Source organism: Hyphomicrobium sp. GJ21, from assembly GCF_001006785.1.
In the GTDB taxonomy this organism is placed as follows: Bacteria; Pseudomonadota; Alphaproteobacteria; order Rhizobiales; family Hyphomicrobiaceae; genus Hyphomicrobium_B.
This window is the reverse complement of record NZ_CDHO01000003.1, coordinates 1,101,659-1,118,711: the sequence shown is the minus strand read 5'-3', so window position 1 is coordinate 1,118,711 and position 17,053 is coordinate 1,101,659. Positions and strand designations below refer to the sequence as shown.

The following is a 17,053-nucleotide window of genomic DNA, read 5'->3' as shown; positions in this document are numbered from 1 at the left end:
GAACGGCCAATGGCCGTGATCACCTTACGAAAATACGGGACGTGGATGCTGGGCATTCTCGCATCCATATTCATGTGCATGGCGGTAGCGGCCGCTTCGGAGCCGCTTCCGTCGTGGAACGACGGTGCAACCAAACAAGCCATCATGGACTTCGTCGTCAGGGTGACGAGGGACGGCAGCGCGGACTACGTGCCCGAGGCACAACGCGTTGCCGTTTTCGATAACGACGGCACGCTGTGGACCGAGCAACCGATGTACGTTCAGGCGCTGTTCGTCGCAGACCGCGTGAAGACGCTCGCTTCGCAACATCCCGAATGGACGACCAAAGAGCCTTTCGCATCGCTACTCAAGGGTGACGCAACGGGAATTGCGGCGTCAGGCGAGTCCGGTATCGCCGAGCTGATGGCGATTACGCATGCGGGAATGAGCACGGACGAGTTTGCGGTAATTGTCAGCGACTGGATCGCGACGGCCCGGCATCCGAAAACCGGGCGGCTTTACACCGAGATGGTCTACCAGCCGATGCTCGAGCTGCTGGCGTATCTGCGTGAAAACGGATTCAAGACGTTCATTGTTTCTGGCGGCGGTATCGAGTTCATGCGGCCCTGGGCCGAGCGCGTCTACGGCATCCCCCCCGAACAGGTCATCGGCAGCACGGGCGGTCTCAAATTCGAGATGCGCGATGGAGTTCCCCTGATCATGAAGACGCCCGACCTCGTGCTCAACGACGACAAGGAGGGCAAGCCCGTCGGAATCCAGCGTCATATCGGCCGACGACCGATCGCGGCTTTCGGCAATTCCGACGGCGACCTTCAGATGCTCGAATGGACCTGCACTCCACCTGGCGCGCGACTTTGCCTTCTCGTGCATCACACCGATGCCGAACGCGAGTGGGCCTACGACCGGACGTCTCGTGTTGGCCGTCTCGACAAGGCGCTCGATGAAGCGACCGCCAGAGGATGGACGATCGTCGACATGAAGCAGGACTGGAAGACGGTGTTTTCCAGGGAGGACGCGCGATGAAGAAGCTGCTGCTTTCTGCGCTGGTGTTGCTTCTCCCGCTTTCTGCCGTCCAAGGACAGACGCTCACTGCCGAAGACGTGAAAGCTCGCCTGCTTCGGAGCCGTGCGGTGGAGGCGGTTATCTGGGGCATGCCTGCGGTCAACTACGATCTCATGCTGCAAGAGATGCTGAGCAAGACCTCGGGCAAGGTGAACCAGTTCATCTATTGGGGGCGTCCGCTCGACTGGAAAAACCAGACGCTAACGCCCAATCCTGACACGCTCTATTTCATGTCCTTCTTCGACACACGAGAGGCCGGTCCGATCGTAGTGGAGATTCCGCCTGCGGATGAAAACGGGTCGCTCAACGCAAACTTTGTCAATGTTTGGCAATTGCCACTCGAGGACGCCGGACGACTTGGGATCGACAAAGGCAAGGGGATCAAGTTCCTCATCTTGCCGCCTGGGTACGCGGAAGAAATTCCTGACGGCTATACGCCGCTCAAGCCGGATTCTTTCGGCAGCTACGTCCTGCTCCGCTCCAATCTCTCGAGCCATGACGACGCCGATGTCTCGAAATCGGCGGCCTATGCCAAGCAAGCCAAAGTCTATCCGCTTTCGCAGGCGTCAAATCCGCCGCCGACCGTGTTCACTGACGTCAAGGACGTCACGTTCGATTCGACGATCCGCTATGACGAAAGCTTTTTCGAGCATCTAAACCGTATTGTACAAAGCGAACCCTGGCTCGATCGCGATCGCGCCTTAATCGATCAGCTGCGCTCGATCGGCATCGAGAAGGGGAAAGCATTCGCTCCGGACGACGCAACAAAGGAAGCGCTCGCGACAGGCGTGCGCGAAGCACAGCTGCTGCTCGCGGCGAAATACGATGCCGGCATGCCGCCGTTCTACGAGGGCACGCATTGGACCTACCCGGGCCATCCCGAATTCATCAAGGCAATTGGCGAGGGCTTGAGCGATCCCAACGACTATCCTGTCGATCAGCGTGGGCTCACCTATACTTACGCCTATATCGGCATCAAGCGCGTCGGCGCGGGCCAGTTCTATCTCATCAACATCAAGGACAAGAACGGCGATAGCTACGATGGGGCGAAGACGTTCCGCCTGCATGTTCCGCCGAATGTGCCGGTCGATCAGTATTGGTCCGTGACTGCGTACGACCGTGAAACTCACGCGCTCATTAAAAATGTCGATCGCGCCAGCCGCGCGTCGAATGCCGCCGAGTTGAGGAAGAACGAGGACGGCTCGGTTGATATCTATATCGGAGCCATGGCGCCTCCTGGCCAGCAGACAAACTGGATTCCGACGGATCCTGCCAGAAAGTTCGAGCTGATGTTTCGTGTCTATGGGCCCAAGCCGGAATTCTTTCAGAAGACGTGGAGGCTCCCTGACCTTCAGAGCGTGGAATCGGCCACGGAGGGTTCGGGTTCGGGCGACGGAAGAAAGTGAGCAATCTCGCGAGGAGACAAAGTCATGGCAAGCAGTTCGCCGAATTGGACGATCGCTGCAACGGCCATCTGTGCAGCGCTCGCCGTCACCGGTGCGGTGCATCAGGTGTCGGCAGAAGAGGGATTATCGACTTCGTCGAAAGACGTTCCCGTTACGGTCGATAATTTCCCCCGCGCTGAGTCCGACGTCTACATGGCAAATGCCATCAAGGGCGGCGACTTCGGGAAGTTGAAACACAATCGCGAGCCGACGCCGATCGATAAGCAGACCGTCATCCGAATGAACCGCGATACGCTATATTCCTTCGGCGTATTCGACCTCGACGCAGGGCCGGTGACAATCGCGATGCCCGACGCGGGCAAACGCTTCATGACGCTGCAGGTCATCAACGAGGATCATTACGTTCCCGCCGTCTATTACGGACAGGGCGCGCACACGCTGACGCGCGAGAACGTTGGAACACGCTATATGACGGTTGGCATTCGAACGCTGGTCGATCCTAATGATGCCCAAGATGTGAAGGAAGTCCACGCTCTGCAGGATGCGATCAAGGTCGAACAGAAATCCGCCGGCACATTCGACGTGCCGAACTGGGATCAAGCCTCGCAAAAGAAGATTCGTGACGCCCTTCTTGTGCTGTCGCAATTCACTGGCGGCTTCAAGAATGCTTTCGGCACCAAGAGCGAAGTCGATCCAGTACGGCACCTGATCGCCACCGCCGCCGGATGGGGTGGAAATCCCGACAAAGACGCAACGTACCTCAGCTTTGTACCCGCGAAGAACGATGGCGCGGCGATCTACAAGCTCAACGTCAAAGATGTCCCGGTCGACGGCTTCTGGTCGGTCACGGTCTATAACGCCAAGGGCTATCTGCAAAAGAACGAATACAACGCCTATTCGCTCAACGACATCACGGCGAGCAAGGCAGCCGACGGATCGATCGGCATTCAGTTTGGCGGCTGCGATGGCAAGACCGTCAATTGCCTGCCGATCATGCCCGGCTGGAACTACACCGTGCGGCTCTATCGTCCCCAGGCATCGATTCTGGACGGCTCGTGGAAATTCCCCGAAGCGCAACTCGCTGGAACGGCAAGTTCGGCAACCGGAGCAAGCAGCGGCGAGGGAAAGAACTAGCGCAAAACGAATAGACCGCGGAGAAAGCCGTGTCTTTCATCGATTATTTTGCTTGGTTCGTTTTAATTTTCCTTCTTCTCACGGCTGTGGCGGCATTCGTCGCGATGGCCATGGCGCCCGGCTACATTGCAAAATCTCGGAACCATCCCTGGACGCAAGCCGTCACGGTTGCGGGGTGGGTCACGCTGATTTGCGGCTTTGTGCTTTGGCCCGTCGCATTGATCTGGGCCTATGTCGATACGCCGAAGAAGGAGGAGGGCCGATGATCGCCTTCCTGTTCAACGGTTATCTGTTTCTGCTTTTTCTGCTCGTCTGGTTCAAGGTCGTTCCCTTCAATCTCTTTTGGAAGATCTCGCCAGTCCTCGTCATGCTCGCATTGCTCGTCGGGCTTTTCATTCCCATGGGCTGGGGCGCGCCTTCGGGGCAACTCGTGGTCGGACGACATTCCGTTGCGATAACGCCCGACATCGCTGGCGAGGTCGTCGATGTTCCAGTGCAGCCGAATGCGCCGCTGAAGCAGGGAGACATACTATTCCGCATCGATCCCGTTCCATTCGAAGCGCAAGTGAAGGCTCTTGAAGCGCAGCTCAAACTTTCAACCCAACGGTTGGGACAGATGACAGAGCTCGTCGAAAGGGCCGCGGGCAGACAATTCGACGTAGAGCAAAGGCGGGCGGAGGTCGATCAGCTCAACGCGCAAATAGAGGGCGCAAAATGGAATCTTGAGAAGACGATCGTACGTGCTCCGGCGGACGGTTACGTAACCAATCTCGCCCTACGCAAGGGCGCACGAGTCGCTTCGCTTCCGCTATCACCTGTGATGGCCTTCATCGACACATCGGACACCATTGTCGCGGCTGAGATACCGCAGATCTACGCTCGATACGTTATGCCGGGCCAAAACGCAGAGGTGACGTTCAAATTTCTCCCAGGTCAGGTCTTCACCGGCAAAGTGGAAACTGTCCTGCAAGCTGTATCGACAGGCCAGACTCAGGTTTCCGGCCTCGCCGTCACACCAAAGCAAGTCGCGTCAGCGCCGTTCATCGTTCGAATTGCGCTCGACGATCCGTCGCTCGCCGCAAGCCTTCCCGCTGGCAGTACCGGAGATGCCGCGATCTTCACCGATCACGCCAAGGTCACACACGTGATCCGCCGCGTGATGCTGCGCATGAGCGCAATTATGAATTATGTGAATCCCTATTGAACTCAGCATTTCCGAGTGAGCAATCCGTGTAGGCTCCCGTGCCAGCCCGGGGGTGACTTGATGAATCCGAATGCTCAATCGATGCTTAAAATCAGTCTGCCGTGACCGTACCGCAACAGATTGAACGACCATTAGAAGATAAGCGTACTGTGTAAGCGGTTTGCGTTTTCGACGGGATGGGGGTCTCGGAATGCGCACACAATCTGCTTTCGCGGTCATTGCGGTTTTTGCTCTGTCCGGCGTCTCGTCCGCACGCGCAGATGAAGCGGGCTTCTCTTCTTACGGGCTCGGCGGATCGGCGTTTGGCGCGGGCGTAACGCCGCCGCCCGGTACCTATTTAACCGTCGGAAGCGGCTTCTATTCAGGAAAGATCGGCCGCGCGGTGACGTTGGGAAACGTGACTCTCAACGCAGGCGCTCGCGTTGATTTCTTCCAGGCTTTTATCAACGGCCTCTACGTGCCGGATCGAAAAATCCTTGGCGGTAATTTCGGTCTTGCCGTGACGGTGCCCGCCGGCCACATCAGCATGAGAGCCAATGTGAGTGCTCCCCCTCTACCGCCGGTCGAGCGCGAAACCGCGGGCTGGGGATTGGGCGATATCACCACGAGAGCACAACTCGGATGGCAGAGCGGAGATTTTGCTCATACTGCCTATGTGCAGGTCGTTGCGCCAAGCGGTCGGTACGAGGTGGGGTTCAAACCGGACATCGGCCTCAACCGGCCGGGCATCGATACGGGCTGGAGCTTCACGTGGACTGAGAAGACCTCAAAGCTCCAATTTAATGGCACCGTTGGCGTGACATTCAATTTCGAGAACACGGCAACGGATTATCAAAGCGGCACGGATTTCCACTTCGAGTGGGCAATCGGGCGGGAAGTCTGCACCGGACTGGTCATTGGCGTCGCCGGCTATGACTATCGCCAGTTGACTGGTGACTCCGGTACTGGCGCCGTGCTCGGGCCGTTTGAAGGAAGCGTCGACGCCATAGGTCCGGCGCTCACGTACACGACGCTTGTCGATAAGACACCGGTCATCCTCAGCGCGCGCTTTTATCAGGAATTCAACGCAGACAAGCGTTGGGAGGGTAGTTCGACAATGATCTCCGGAACGGTGAAGTTCTAGGCTGTCCTTCAACAATTGACAGCGAGCGAAACGTGACTGGCCGCCGTCGAGCGCAAGATCAAGGCGCTCGTGACAATGGTCGAGAATGGGAGTGACCCTCGGGCAGCGGCCGTCCGTATGAACGAACTCGAGGCTGGAGCAGCGCATGCTGGAACAGGCCAAGCCGGGCAACCCCGATATCGTCACCGTTCACCCGTCAACGGCTCCGCATCCGGGTTTTCCGTTGCCGCATCGCGGCGCTTCGATCGCCGATGCGATCGAGGGCAGCGGCGATACGAAGATCAAGGCGGCAACGAAGCTCGGAATTAGCCGCAGAGCCCCTTTATGACCTGCTCGACGGCAAGACGGCTATAACCGCTCCGATGGCACTCCGCCTCGAGCGCATGTTTGGTGGCTCGGCAGAATTCTGGCTAGGCCTGCAGGTCCAATATAATCTCTGGCGGGCTGGAAGAGATCTGAAGGCTGCATAGGATTAAACCGATCGACCTAGCGCGGAGGTCGGACTCAACGCGATGCTGGCGCTTCCCTTACCGTCACGGGCCGCACGGCGGGCCCGGGACACCGACCGATAGCCGCTTTGCAGAGCAAGCGGCCGTTGCGAATGTGTCCTCTACAGTGGCGCTGCATGAACGCCAGACCCGGCCCCAACGGCCGCATGCACCGTAACAACGACTGCGCCGCTACGCCAATGCCTCCAATTTATCAAATGAGCCGGTCCAGCCCATTGTCATGCCGCCACGTTGCTTGATGAACTCTGCGATGTCAGCGGCGGACGCTTCCTGAGGTTCCCAGCGTAAAGACACTCGGGTTCGATCTGGCGCTTCTGAAACCAACTCTACTTCCGTGAGCATGGCTCGCGGCCAGTGTGTGAAGAACGGCGCCACGATTACCTGCTCCTTGTCGTCACAGAATTGCTGCCTGTAGACGATGCGGGTCGGCCTTTCGAGTGCCAGGTAGGATACCCGACCAAACAGAACTGTGCCGTTTGCCATCGTCATGGAATAGAACGACGTGCCTCCGATACGTGGTTCGGCTCGCAGGAACCGCATGGTGGCGCCAGTCGGCGGCAGCCATTGTGCGAGATGATCGGGATCGGTCCACATCTCGTACACCCGCTCGATGGGAGCATCGAACGTGCGCGCGATGAAGAACTGCTCCACTCCCGCGTGCCGTTTCCCCAGATACTCGGCCAAGCGATCCCACGTTGCTTCGCCGCCAGCTTTCTTGATGAAACCGCGCATTTCGGTCGTGACTTCGGGCGTCGCGAACTCCATGCTCATGTCGAGCTGGGTCCGGCCGTTGCGTTCGGTAAAAAGCGCCGTCACACGGAACAGCGGCGGGCGATCCTTATGGCCGCCGTGGTCGTAGATCATGCGCTGCATGGGCACGACCTCGAGATACTGTGTCGTATTCTCGTAGTCGGTGCCGTCCGGCCCATGCATGGTGTAGTGCCAGTGGCCGCCGGTACGCAGGTCGTGGTTGTGAGTTGTCAGCGTGAAGCCGCGCGGGCCCCACCACTGCGCCACCTCCTCTGGAATGGTCCACGCTTCCCAGACAGCCCGCAGCGGCGCGTCGTAGACGCGCGTGAGCGAGATGATGTTTGACTTCTTATGTGTGGCCACGACGAGTTCCTTTGCTTTTCGATTTCAGATAGGCGCCGAGCCGATCGAGCTGCTCTTCCCCTGCAACCCGGTGCTGCTCCATCCAATCCACTGCCTCGCGCAGTGGCTCGCCGTTGAGGTGGCAGGGACGCCATTGCGCTTTGCGCCCCTTGGTGATGAGCCCGGCGTTTTCCAGCACCTTCAGATGTTTGGTCACCGCGGAAGGGCTCATGTATGTGAGGAACGGCTCGGCGAGGTCGGATACGTTGGCTTCACCCTCGGACAACCTGGCGAGCATCGCGCGCCGAGTCGGATCGGCGAGCGCGGCGAAGGTGCGGCTTAGAGGGTCTTTCACGGTAGGACACCAGAATGTTAATTAACCATTTGGTGTTTTTACGAGCAAATTATCCCGTTGTCCAGCGACGACCAAAGACGCCTTAGGCATCCAATTGGAACGCAGACACGCCTTGGCCCGGGTCGTCGATTTGCAGACGCGGAAAGCACACACCGTTTGGCTATCCGTGTCGCCGAACGGTCTGTATTGGACCAAAGCACCCGCATCTGACGAAAGCTATCCGCCTGCTGGCCAGCAGGCGCCGGCGTCTTGGCAGCGTCGATGGTTGCTCCCATGTGTGGACGGCACTCGCGCTTCACGATAGCCTTAGCGTTTCCTTCAAGGACCGTCTCGATGCCGTCATGGCCTCGGCGAACGACCACCTCAACCAAAAGCTTCCGTACGGTTTCCGGCGTGAAGGTCATCTCGCAATCAACACGCTGGAGGGCATTGCTGTACTGCCCGATCGCATTCGCATTACGGCCAATGCCCATGGAAATTTGAGGTTCGTCTATGAGCGGTAAGATCCTGTGGGCGGTGGTCGCCGCGCTTCTTTCGTTGGACGCAGTATTTTTGCCATCACCCGCAGGTGCACAGACGCTGTTTTATCAGGCATCGCCGAAGGAGATATCGGGGCCGCCGGGTTCGATCATCCGCACAGAGCCGATGAGCGACAGCTGGTTCGGCGCGCGGACGGTGCGGGTGCTTTACCGCTCAGTAGGTCTCAAGGGCGAACCGATCGCCGTGTCCGGCGCCGTCATCGTGCCCAATGGAACGCCGCCAACAGGAGGCTGGCCGGTCGTCGGCTGGGCGCATCCTACCACGGGCATCGTTCCCCGCTGTGCGCCGACGCTCGCGATCTTCTTTCACCAGCAGATTCCCGGGCTGCACATGATGTTGGAGCGCGGCTTCGCCATCGCGGCGAGCGACTACCCAGGCTTAGGAACGCCCGGACCGCATCCCTATCTCGTCGGCGACAGCGAAGGGCGCGCGGTGCTTGACTCAATCCGAGCGGCGCATACGCTCGCCGATGCAGGGATTGGAACTCGCACCGTCCTTTGGGGACACTCGCAGGGCGGCCAAGCCGTTCTCTACGCCGCAAAGATCGCGAAATCATACGCACCGGATATCAGCGTACTTGGTCTCGTCGCGGCCGCCCCCGCGACAGATCTCGGAACACTACTGCGCGACGATATCACGACCGCCGGCGGCAAGAACCTTCTCGCGATGACACTGTGGTCTTGGCAGCGTGTGTTCGGGGCACAAATGAGCGAAATTATCGTCCCGGACGCTGTTCCCCATGTCGACCGTCTGGCGAATATCTGCCTCGAATCCATCATCGATATTCGACCGCGCGCAGCGATCGGCAAAGACCTCTCGCAGGACTTTCTGAAGGTCAAAGATCCGACCGCGCTTCAACCGTGGAAGGATCTGCTCGCACAAAATACGATCGGAAAACTCCCGCCCGATATTCCCGTCCTGATTGCCCAGGGTTCCGTTGACAACGTCGTCGACCCTCCCGTCACGAAAGCCTATGCGAAATTACTTTGCGAAGCGGGCTCGCGCATCGAAATGCTGACCTACGACGGCGTCGGCCATGGCATGATCAGTCGCGATGCCGCACAACCCTCCGTCGATTGGATCGCGGACCGCTTCGCAGGAAAGTCTGCGCCGACGGATTGCAGCAACTAATTTCATCGAATGACCGATACCTCGCACTTGAAGGTGCTGCAGTCGTTGCACGAACGGCTATGCCCGTGGCAACCGGCACCAAAAACGACTTCTGCTTTCTCGGCACTGCTCATCGCCAGCACCGCTCGGTTGGGCCCAAAGCCAGCACGACGAGAAGCCCAAGGCGATCATGGGACCGTTCTACGAGACGTTCATGTCCCAACTCGCTAGATGCGCTGCGCACTGAAAGGCGGCAAGTCTCGTCGACGGAGCGACGGATGCGGAACCTCAGGCGAGGGCGCGGCTTGGGTACACCGTTCAGGCGGCAGTGGTCGGTGGCATAGATTCTCGCACGCGTCGTCAGCGGTGGAGAAACTCGTGAGCCACCGCGTCGGCTCAACTGAAATCCCAACTGTATAAGGCTGAAATTCCGCTTCTGGTCCGACGCAGGCCTTCGCGGGGCCGCTCACGTAGACCGCCGTCGAGTGCAAAGCGGTCGTCTCTCTTTCGCTGGTTCCACTTCGGAGCGAACCTTCGTCCCCGACCCTGAGCGGTCTTCACTGGAAAGCGGACATTTGACTACTTAAATCTACGTCCATGCTTGACTCTCTCGGACCAGAAGTTTGGGTTGCCGATGGCGGCATTGTCTCGTTTCACGGTTTCGAGTACCCGACACGGATGGTGATCGTGCGGCTTGCCGACGGTGGGCTCTGGCTGTGGTCGCCAATCAAGAAAAATGCGAAAATTGAAGGTGCGGTACGAGCCTTGGGGCCGGTTCGGCACATCGTCAGCCCTAACAAACTGCACTACCTCTTCCTGGGTGAATGGCAGGCGGCGTTTCCAACTGCGAAGTTGTGGGCCACGGCATCGACGATCGCTAGATGTCGCGACCTCAAATTCTGGGATGCGCTTGCCGACGACCCGCCGTTGGACTGGGCCGGACAGATCGATCAAGCCTACTTCACCAACTCGCCATTTTTGGACGAACTCATGTTCTTCCACCGTGTTTCTCGAACGGTCATCATTGCCGATCTATCGCAGACCTTTAGCGAGCGGTTTCTGAAACTTCACTGGCCATGGTGGATGCGGCGCATCGCGAGGCTGTCGAAGATGATTGATGGGTGCGGCTATCCGCCAATCGATTATCGGATCAGCTTTCGTCACCGCGCGAGCGCGCGGCCTAAAATCCAGGCTTTGATGGACAAGCATCCCGAGCATGTGGTGGTCGCGCATGGAGAGATTATTCGGAAGGACGGCGAGGCATTTCTGCGACGCGCCTTTTCATGGCTGCACTAGTGAAATCATCCGCGACCGGTCGCAAGCTAACATCGACGAGCGATCCGCAGTTGTCTGCTATGGCCCTAGCAGACAAGGCGGCCACAAAGTCCGCTTTCGGTAAACCGCGGATGGTTGGCAATTACCCTACTTGGATGTTGGCTGACGTCCGCTTTCTCTGCATCACGCCATAGCCGCCATAAGTCATCGGCAGGGACCGGCCAAACGCGCGAGTGCTTGATGTCCGTTGTTGGCACCCCGCGGAAGCACAAATCCATTTGCGCCAACTGACGCTCCAAATCGAGAACCCCGTGATCAGATCCTGCAGCCACACTTCGGTGAATGGCGTGGTCCCTCATATTGATCTGCGTCAATGTCCGCGAGCGTTGTCGCCATCAGCAATAGTCACGTTTTTGAGGGGAATTGGGGGCGATGCCAATGAAAAACGGCGGCGAACGGCGCGGCGGCAAGAAGGGGCGCGAGAAAGTATTTTTGAGAGGGACGCTCGAAATGCCTGGGCGGCAGCCCGTTGAATGCATCGTGATTGATCTCTCTGAAACCGGAGCGCGCATCGCCTCGGCGGAAGCCGAGGGTATGCACGGCCGGGTGCGATTGAGTGTTCCCGCCCGCAATGTGCTGAAGGATTGCCTCATCGTTCATCGGGATACTGACGACACGATCGGCGTGACATTCGTTCCCCTTGAGCGTCATTGAGCCAGAATTTACGCACTCCGCCGTACATCAAATAATCCATTAAGTTTGGGGATTAATAACCTCTTCGCTCGATCGCTCGATGGAGCGTATCCTCGCATTAAACATCAAGGTCTAATCCTCTTCGCCAACGCGAGGAGGTTCCATGCGCCGGCGGTCTGCAAGGTACAAGTCTCTTTTAAATGGCGTCATTTCCACCAAGGCCGATGTGCTGTACGCAAGCTGCGTCGTGACTGACGTCTCAGCCGTTGGCGCGAAGCTCATCATCATGGGTCGAACGAACAATACCCGACGATTGCGTTCTGCATATCGAGTCGCTGCAAATCCGTCTCGGTTGCCGGATCATACACAGGTCAGTGGACGGCATTGGCGTTCAATTTCAGCGACCTGACTTGCCAATGCTGCAGGATGCTAGTGAGAGTTTTCTGCGTGCAAGCTGAGCGAACTTGTATCGCAGAAATCTTTAAGTTCAGACGCATAGCCGCTTAGCCGAGAGGCTATGCGAGAACGCACAAGTAGTGAGCTTGCCAGAGGTTCGGGCCGCAGTTGCTAGCCTCAGATGGCACGCCCTAAGACGTCGCATCGGCTAAGTCCTTAGAATTGCCCTTTGTGCCAATACGCAGCGCATTGCAAATCCGCTAGTTCACCGAGGCATAAGGGTGCGAATCGGCCGTTCTGCGCACCTCGTAAGCCGATAGAAGACGCGCGGTCAGTTGCATTGTTGCCGCCCAAGCCTTCAACCCGCAGCGAAAGGATTTTCGCCGGTGTCTCAATTCGACAGTGCAAAAATTCCGGCCTTGCCCACGCTCGATCCCCAGGATGCGAGCACCGCCGCAGTGCCCCGTGCTAGTGAGATCGGCGATAGGGCGGGGCGTCTTGGACTTGAGATCGCTGATATCGCCGGGATTGTCGAAGATCTCGCCGGCCTTAACAACCACCTTCGCGAAACGCTCGAAAACGTCGTCGACTCGGTCGATCGCAGCACTGAGACCAATAACCGGATCAGGACGGCGATGGGCGAGCTGAAGACCACAGCCGATCAGACGCGGCACGTCCTCAGTAAGAGTTCGGAGCAGGTATCCGATACTCTCGCGACTGCCATAGATAACATGCAGGCACTGGGCGAGGGCATAATTGGCATCACACGCTCGGCCGAACAAGCACGCGATACAATAGCTAAAGTGCAAGAGGCAAGTGCCGCGATCGAGTCGATCTCGATGGAAACCCAGATGATCGCAATCAACGCCGGCGTGGAGGCAGCGCGGGCCAGCGACGCGGGTCGCGGCTTTGCGGTGATTGCCCAGTCGATCAAGGCCCTCGCAAATCAGGTTCGTAAATTCTCTCTCGAGAACAGGGCGAACCTACAAGCGTTGCAAGGAACACTCGATCAAATGCTCGCAGTCGCGCGTCACAATTCTGAGTGGGCACAATCTGCCATCGAGGCTTCGAACAGCGCGAAGGGCTCGACGCAACAAATCCAGTCACTGGTCAGTAGCGTCCAGCAATTGACCAGCGGCATCGAGGATCTGGGTGATCCTGTCCACAGCAATGCCACGAATTCTCGACAGGTCAGCGAGCGGGTCAGCGATCTCGTGACAGTTGTTGGAACCGCCGGTACTCAACTTAGCAAGACGCGGGAGCGGTCTGAGAACATCCTGAGCATCAGCGAAGACCTGATGTTGTTCATCGCCCAGGCAGGGTTTGAGACGAAAGACAGCGCCCTCATCTTGACCTGCCAAAAAGCCGCCGCCGAAATAAAAGCGGTTTTTGAGCGAGGCCTGGACAAAGGCGAGATTACCCAGGACGCGCTCTTTGACGAGCAATATAAGCCAATTCCGGGCACAAACCCGCAGCAGGTGGCAACGCGCTTCATGGACTACACGGATCGCGTTCTTCCTGCGATTCAGGAACAAGTTTTGGCGAGTTCGAGCCGGATTGCATTTTGTGCGGCCGTCGATCGCAATGGCTATCTGCCGACTCACAATCTTGCGTATTCGAAGCCACAGGGTTCCGATCCGTCCTGGAATGCCGCGAACTCGCGCAACCGCAGGATCTTTAACGACCGTACCGGGCTTCGCGCGGGACGCAACACTCAACCCTTCCTGCTACAAACTTACCGTCGAGACATGGGCGGCGGTCAGCATGCGCTAATGAAAGATATCTCGGCACCGATTGTCATTCGCGGACGGCACTGGGGTGGATTTCGCATGGGTCTGAAGTCTTGAGGCGAAACCGCCAAAGCGTCATCCTCTCTCACTCCGGATCTCATTCCGAACCTCGCGGGTGACCCAGACGCTACCATACTCCCCAATCGACCAGTTCACGTCTCATAACGCCGGCTAGAAACCAAACATTCGGCGGAGCTTCGCATCTCTACGAACAAAGTGATGGAAAATGGCCGCCCCTGTGTGCACGAATAAAAAAATAGTCAAAAGCACAGCGGCAACGTTGTGGGTTAGCGATGCCACGCTGTGCCAGAATTCAATCTTTTTGTCTAAGAGCTGCGGGATAATGTTGAAACCAAAAACGGCAACAGGGCGCGCATAGGTGATCGATTTGGCGATCCCCGACAGCGGCAGAATCAAGGTCATTATTAGCAACGCCACATGAACCCAATACGCCAGCAAGGGTTCGCGATCTCTAACATTCGCCGGGATCGCCGTCGGAAATCCCTCATAGATACGAACACAAGCGCGAAGAAGCGCCAGCACGCCAACCACAATACCGAATGATTTGTGAAGCGGTATCAGGGCGGCTTTTGCCGGCCCGCTGGGAATCAACCACAGCTCCAATCCGTAGAGCAGCATCCCAACCATTCCGATAGCCACAACCCAATGGAGCACGATCGTCGCTAAAGGCAGGCGATCGGATGGAGGCGCGAAGAACGTGTGACGTAAATTAGTCATGGCGCATCCTAGCTTCAGGTTCGCCGGCATTCTTTCCGGGATGTCTTACGAACGGGGACTTGCATCCCGCACAATCACGTCGACTCGTTCAGCTGCTATTTCGAAGGAAATGCGCACTGCTGCTTTTCCGCCGCCGGCCTTTCTGTCTCTTTCCATCGCCGAACATCGAATGACTTGAATGTCTTTTTCTGCTCGGCGGTAAGCCATTCGGCATTCGTGACATCGTCTTTCTGAAGATGACGAAGCCAGGCGATGAGCTTCAACAGATCGTCGAGTTCAATATCCTGTCCGTGAGCTGCCATTAGCCCCTTCGCACCGCCGAAAATGGTTTCAAAAATGCCCTTGTCGGTTTTGTTTTTCGAATAGATCCAGACGGAGTCGTTGAGTGCCGGTCCGATCTTGCCCTCCCCCACCGCGCCATGACATCCCGAGCAGGACTCGACGAAAATCGCCTCACCCAACGGCAAGCAGCCTGCAACTTCGACGTAGGCATCTACCCCGGTTTCCCTGAATTTTTTGACTGCTGGTGTATTCCTGCCGCCCCTGCGCGCTGTGCCGTCGACATCAAGAATTTCGTCAGTAGCCGTACTCCGGAAAACCTGTTCCGCGGCTGCCGTTTGCGCGAGAACACTCAATGCAGTGAAAGTCAGAGCGGAAACGAGCAAGGCAAACTTCATCGGCAAATTTTCCCTCTGCAGCGCCCTAATCCATATCGTTGCTGCGGCGAACTCGCGTGAGTGCAATTGCCATTCAATTTGTTGGCCGCATCAATTGAAGCTGATCGAATCTCACGGCGCGGGTCGTGATCATGCACGACCGGTCGTCGACCGGATCGGTGCAGATGATTTCCAATCCTTTGGGGTATGCGGAGATATTATTGCACGTAGCCTTGAATCTCTCCCGTCCCGACGATGCTTCGAGAGTAACAAGACTTTCGAGACCGCAACTCGTTTTAAGATAGACGATCCGTCTGATCTGATACTCCGCGGTTACGGCCTGCGCCGTGCCGCAGATCATGCCGGCCAGGAGCACCACCGCTATCCGGCTCATTGGTCTTTGGGCTGGGATTCGATATATGAGCGTATTGCCCACATCGCCTCCTGGCTGAGAATGTTTTCGAACGGTGGCATCTTAACGCGGCCATCGCGCGTTGCCCCGCTGCGGATGCGCATGAGAAACCATGCATCGCCTTCGTCATCCGACGGCAGCCCCCGGAGATCGGGTGCCATACCTCCCGACTTCACATCGAGCCCATGGCAGCGCGCGCAGTTGGAGTTATATCCTCGCGCACCGATTTCTATGGCTTTCGCATTCCCTCTATAGGGGTTTGTCGCGCGCCATTCTTCTCCGAGCGGTGCGAGTCCGGTTGTATCAACTGGCGACGGAGCCATATCACCGTGAGCAAATGCCCGGCTCGCGCCTGCAACGGCCACCAATATAGCCAATATCGAAACAACAGCTTTCGTCGTTGTCATGCGCAGTTCCCTTAATTTTGTAGAGGTGAAGAAACATTCTGTGGTTCCAGCCAAATTCGCCAGTGGTCACTTCCGTTGATCTGAAGGAAGTACGTGCCTGGCTTGGCGATGAGATAGGTTCCTTCGCCGCCGCCGCCGATGTGAAGATTCTGAATGACTTCGTCGTTGCCGTTCTTGAGATAGAGAACAAAAATTACACCATCACTTTGAAATCGAAGCAGCGTCGGCTTCTCGATCACGAACGGTTCGGTAACGACATTGAGGCGTCCCTCGAATGTCGGCTTGGCGAGCTTGCGGACCTCGCGATCGAAACAGGCTAGCCGATCCGCGCTTTCCGTCCGAAGCAAGCAGGCGCGAACGCCGTCAAGTTCATTATGGGCAAGCGCAGGTGTTTCGACCGCGAGAACCGTCAATACTGCAGCTCCTCTCATGCCTGTGCAGATGACGCGTCTCATTGGCCGGCAGCAGGCTCCCATCGGCTTTCATCCTGCTCCCACGGCTTTTCGCCGTACTGCCAGTTCATGGGGCAGCCCGAACAACCGTCCATGACGGCATCCTGAAATATCGTGAACCTCAATTTCGCGCCTTCGAGCACAGCGTACGTGAGATTTGCTTCGTACAATTTTGTCTCTTGAAGATCGGCATTTCTAAAAATCGCGCCGAGGAAATTGCCGCCTTTCAAGAAGGCCGCTTCGAGGTTTGCCGCGCTAAGATCGGCATTCGTGAAATTGGCTTTGGCACCTCGGACATAAGTGAGATCGGCACCACGCAGTGATGCGCCCGACAAGTTGGCGCCGGGAAGAAATGCATATTGCAGCTTGGCAGCGTCGAGATTGGCGCCTGTAAGATTGGCGTTGGTCAGGTTCGCATGGCGCAAGTCCGCACGCGTAAGCTTGGCATTCTGCAAATTGGCCCCAAAGAGGTTGGCATGCTTCAAATCGGCGTGCCTCAAATCTGCTCCCTCGCAATTGGATTTCGGTACGATTTTGCAACCGTTCACGATCCAGGGATCCGGCCGCTCCTCTTTGTTGACGATGACGGGATAGTCTTGAGCGTGCACCGCCATCATCGTCGGTACCGTCACGATCAGCGCAAGCAAAGCCGCTGACACTCTGCTGAAAGCTGGAAATCGGAACATAGGGTTTCCTCAC

At 57.5% G+C, this 17,053-nt stretch carries 19 protein-coding genes; 12 read left to right on the top strand and 7 right to left on the bottom strand.

The window, feature by feature from the left end; genetic code table 11:
* Nucleotides 1–9: 9 nt before the first annotated feature.
* The 7 genes from HYPGJ_RS13645 (at nt 10) to HYPGJ_RS19355 (ending at nt 6,257) form a co-directional block, all read left to right on the top strand.
* Nucleotides 10–1,023, top strand: a complete 1,014-nt coding sequence (locus HYPGJ_RS13645; protein WP_052750907.1) for an HAD family hydrolase — start codon at nt 10–12, stop codon at nt 1,021–1,023.
* Nucleotides 1,020–2,468, top strand: coding sequence for a DUF1254 domain-containing protein (locus HYPGJ_RS13640; RefSeq protein ID WP_046847630.1), 1,449 nt, complete (start codon nt 1,020–1,022; stop codon nt 2,466–2,468). The genes HYPGJ_RS13645 and HYPGJ_RS13640 overlap by 4 nt, the downstream gene beginning before the upstream one ends.
* Nucleotides 2,469–2,492: 24 nt before the next feature.
* On the top strand, nt 2,493–3,602 hold the full coding sequence (locus HYPGJ_RS13635) for a DUF1254 domain-containing protein (protein WP_046847629.1): 1,110 nt from the start codon (nt 2,493–2,495) through the stop codon (nt 3,600–3,602).
* A 29-nt stretch (nt 3,603–3,631) separates the two neighbouring features.
* On the top strand, nt 3,632–3,868 hold the full coding sequence (locus tag HYPGJ_RS13630; RefSeq protein ID WP_046847628.1) for a DUF3302 domain-containing protein: 237 nt from the start codon (nt 3,632–3,634) through the stop codon (nt 3,866–3,868).
* Nucleotides 3,865–4,806: an efflux RND transporter periplasmic adaptor subunit gene (locus tag HYPGJ_RS13625; RefSeq protein WP_046847627.1), complete on the top strand. Its 942-nt coding sequence runs from the start codon at nt 3,865–3,867 to the stop codon at nt 4,804–4,806. The genes HYPGJ_RS13630 and HYPGJ_RS13625 overlap by 4 nt, the downstream gene beginning before the upstream one ends.
* A gap of 190 nt (nt 4,807–4,996) precedes the next feature.
* Nucleotides 4,997–5,929: a transporter gene (locus HYPGJ_RS13620; RefSeq protein ID WP_046847626.1), complete on the top strand. Its 933-nt coding sequence runs from the start codon at nt 4,997–4,999 to the stop codon at nt 5,927–5,929.
* Between the two features lie 145 nt (nt 5,930–6,074).
* A complete protein-coding gene (locus HYPGJ_RS19355) occupies nt 6,075–6,257 on the top strand; it encodes a hypothetical protein (RefSeq protein ID WP_052750906.1) in 183 nt (60 codons plus the stop codon).
* Between the two features lie 352 nt (nt 6,258–6,609).
* Here the strand turns inward: HYPGJ_RS19355 and HYPGJ_RS13610 are convergent, their stop codons facing one another.
* Both HYPGJ_RS13610 and HYPGJ_RS13605 read right to left on the bottom strand, forming a co-directional pair.
* Nucleotides 6,610–7,551 carry an SRPBCC family protein gene (locus HYPGJ_RS13610; protein WP_046847624.1) on the bottom strand — a complete coding sequence of 314 codons (942 nt, stop codon included), beginning with the start codon at nt 7,549–7,551 and terminating at the stop codon, nt 6,610–6,612.
* Nucleotides 7,538–7,828: a metalloregulator ArsR/SmtB family transcription factor gene (locus HYPGJ_RS13605; RefSeq protein WP_244466250.1), complete on the bottom strand. Its 291-nt coding sequence runs from the start codon at nt 7,826–7,828 to the stop codon at nt 7,538–7,540. Before HYPGJ_RS13605 ends, HYPGJ_RS13610 begins: the two co-directional genes overlap by 14 nt.
* A 332-nt stretch (nt 7,829–8,160) precedes the next feature.
* On the opposite strand from HYPGJ_RS13605, the gene HYPGJ_RS13600 reads away from it, so the two are divergent.
* The 5 genes from HYPGJ_RS13600 to HYPGJ_RS13580 all read left to right on the top strand — a co-directional run bounded on the left by HYPGJ_RS13600 (nt 8,161) and on the right by HYPGJ_RS13580 (nt 13,746).
* Nucleotides 8,161–8,388: a hypothetical protein gene (locus HYPGJ_RS13600; protein ID WP_046847622.1), complete on the top strand. Its 228-nt coding sequence runs from the start codon at nt 8,161–8,163 to the stop codon at nt 8,386–8,388.
* Complete coding sequence (locus HYPGJ_RS13595; protein ID WP_046847621.1) at nt 8,378–9,556, top strand: alpha/beta fold hydrolase; 1,179 nt, start codon at nt 8,378–8,380, stop codon at nt 9,554–9,556. The genes HYPGJ_RS13600 and HYPGJ_RS13595 overlap by 11 nt, the downstream gene beginning before the upstream one ends.
* 576 nt (nt 9,557–10,132) lie before the next feature.
* A complete protein-coding gene (locus tag HYPGJ_RS13590; protein ID WP_046847620.1) occupies nt 10,133–10,831 on the top strand; it encodes a DUF4336 domain-containing protein in 699 nt (232 codons plus the stop codon).
* 411 nt (nt 10,832–11,242) lie between these two features.
* On the top strand, nt 11,243–11,524 hold the full coding sequence (locus HYPGJ_RS13585; RefSeq protein ID WP_143440530.1) for a PilZ domain-containing protein: 282 nt from the start codon (nt 11,243–11,245) through the stop codon (nt 11,522–11,524).
* 761 nt (nt 11,525–12,285) lie between these two features.
* The gene (locus HYPGJ_RS13580) at nt 12,286–13,746 is read left to right on the top strand and encodes a methyl-accepting chemotaxis protein (protein ID WP_052750905.1); all 1,461 of its coding nucleotides are present in this window, start codon (nt 12,286–12,288) and stop codon (nt 13,744–13,746) included.
* 114 nt (nt 13,747–13,860) lie between these two features.
* Here the strand turns inward: HYPGJ_RS13580 and HYPGJ_RS13575 are convergent, their stop codons facing one another.
* From HYPGJ_RS13575 to HYPGJ_RS13550, 5 genes are all read right to left on the bottom strand, one after another.
* Entirely contained in the window at nt 13,861–14,427 is a 567-nt protein-coding gene (locus tag HYPGJ_RS13575; protein ID WP_046847618.1) for a cytochrome b/b6 domain-containing protein, read from the bottom strand.
* 95 nt (nt 14,428–14,522) lie between these two features.
* On the bottom strand, nt 14,523–15,104 hold the full coding sequence (gene moxG, locus HYPGJ_RS13570; protein ID WP_046847617.1) for a cytochrome c(L), periplasmic: 582 nt from the start codon (nt 15,102–15,104) through the stop codon (nt 14,523–14,525).
* A 369-nt stretch (nt 15,105–15,473) separates the two neighbouring features.
* On the bottom strand, nt 15,474–15,902 hold the full coding sequence (pedF, locus tag HYPGJ_RS13560) for a cytochrome c-550 PedF (RefSeq protein WP_046847615.1): 429 nt from the start codon (nt 15,900–15,902) through the stop codon (nt 15,474–15,476).
* Nucleotides 15,903–15,913: 11 nt separating this feature from the next.
* Nucleotides 15,914–16,315, bottom strand: a complete 402-nt coding sequence (locus HYPGJ_RS13555) for a hypothetical protein (protein WP_101536135.1) — start codon at nt 16,313–16,315, stop codon at nt 15,914–15,916.
* 38 nt (nt 16,316–16,353) lie between these two features.
* Nucleotides 16,354–17,040 (bottom strand): pentapeptide repeat-containing protein, encoded by a 687-nt coding sequence (locus tag HYPGJ_RS13550; protein WP_046847613.1) that lies wholly within the window; start codon nt 17,038–17,040, stop codon nt 16,354–16,356.
* Nucleotides 17,041–17,053 lie beyond the last annotated feature (13 nt).

Coding starts and splice junctions, on each gene's coding strand:
- HYPGJ_RS19355 (WP_052750906.1), top strand. CDS start 6,075: ATGCTGGAACAGGCCAAGCCGGGCAACCCCGATATCGTCACCGTTCAC.
- pedF (WP_046847615.1), bottom strand. CDS start 15,902: ATGACAACGACGAAAGCTGTTGTTTCGATATTGGCTATATTGGTGGCC.
- HYPGJ_RS13590 (WP_046847620.1), top strand. CDS start 10,133: ATGCTTGACTCTCTCGGACCAGAAGTTTGGGTTGCCGATGGCGGCATT.
- HYPGJ_RS13595 (WP_046847621.1), top strand. CDS start 8,378: ATGAGCGGTAAGATCCTGTGGGCGGTGGTCGCCGCGCTTCTTTCGTTG.
- HYPGJ_RS13645 (WP_052750907.1), top strand. CDS start 10: ATGGCCGTGATCACCTTACGAAAATACGGGACGTGGATGCTGGGCATT.
- HYPGJ_RS13550 (WP_046847613.1), bottom strand. CDS start 17,040: ATGTTCCGATTTCCAGCTTTCAGCAGAGTGTCAGCGGCTTTGCTTGCG.
- HYPGJ_RS13585 (WP_143440530.1), top strand. CDS start 11,243: ATGCCAATGAAAAACGGCGGCGAACGGCGCGGCGGCAAGAAGGGGCGC.
- HYPGJ_RS13620 (WP_046847626.1), top strand. CDS start 4,997: ATGCGCACACAATCTGCTTTCGCGGTCATTGCGGTTTTTGCTCTGTCC.
- moxG (WP_046847617.1), bottom strand. CDS start 15,104: ATGAAGTTTGCCTTGCTCGTTTCCGCTCTGACTTTCACTGCATTGAGT.
- HYPGJ_RS13625 (WP_046847627.1), top strand. CDS start 3,865: ATGATCGCCTTCCTGTTCAACGGTTATCTGTTTCTGCTTTTTCTGCTC.
- HYPGJ_RS13640 (WP_046847630.1), top strand. CDS start 1,020: ATGAAGAAGCTGCTGCTTTCTGCGCTGGTGTTGCTTCTCCCGCTTTCT.
- HYPGJ_RS13575 (WP_046847618.1), bottom strand. CDS start 14,427: ATGACTAATTTACGTCACACGTTCTTCGCGCCTCCATCCGATCGCCTG.
- HYPGJ_RS13605 (WP_244466250.1), bottom strand. CDS start 7,828: ATGCTCGCCAGGTTGTCCGAGGGTGAAGCCAACGTATCCGACCTCGCC.
- HYPGJ_RS13635 (WP_046847629.1), top strand. CDS start 2,493: ATGGCAAGCAGTTCGCCGAATTGGACGATCGCTGCAACGGCCATCTGT.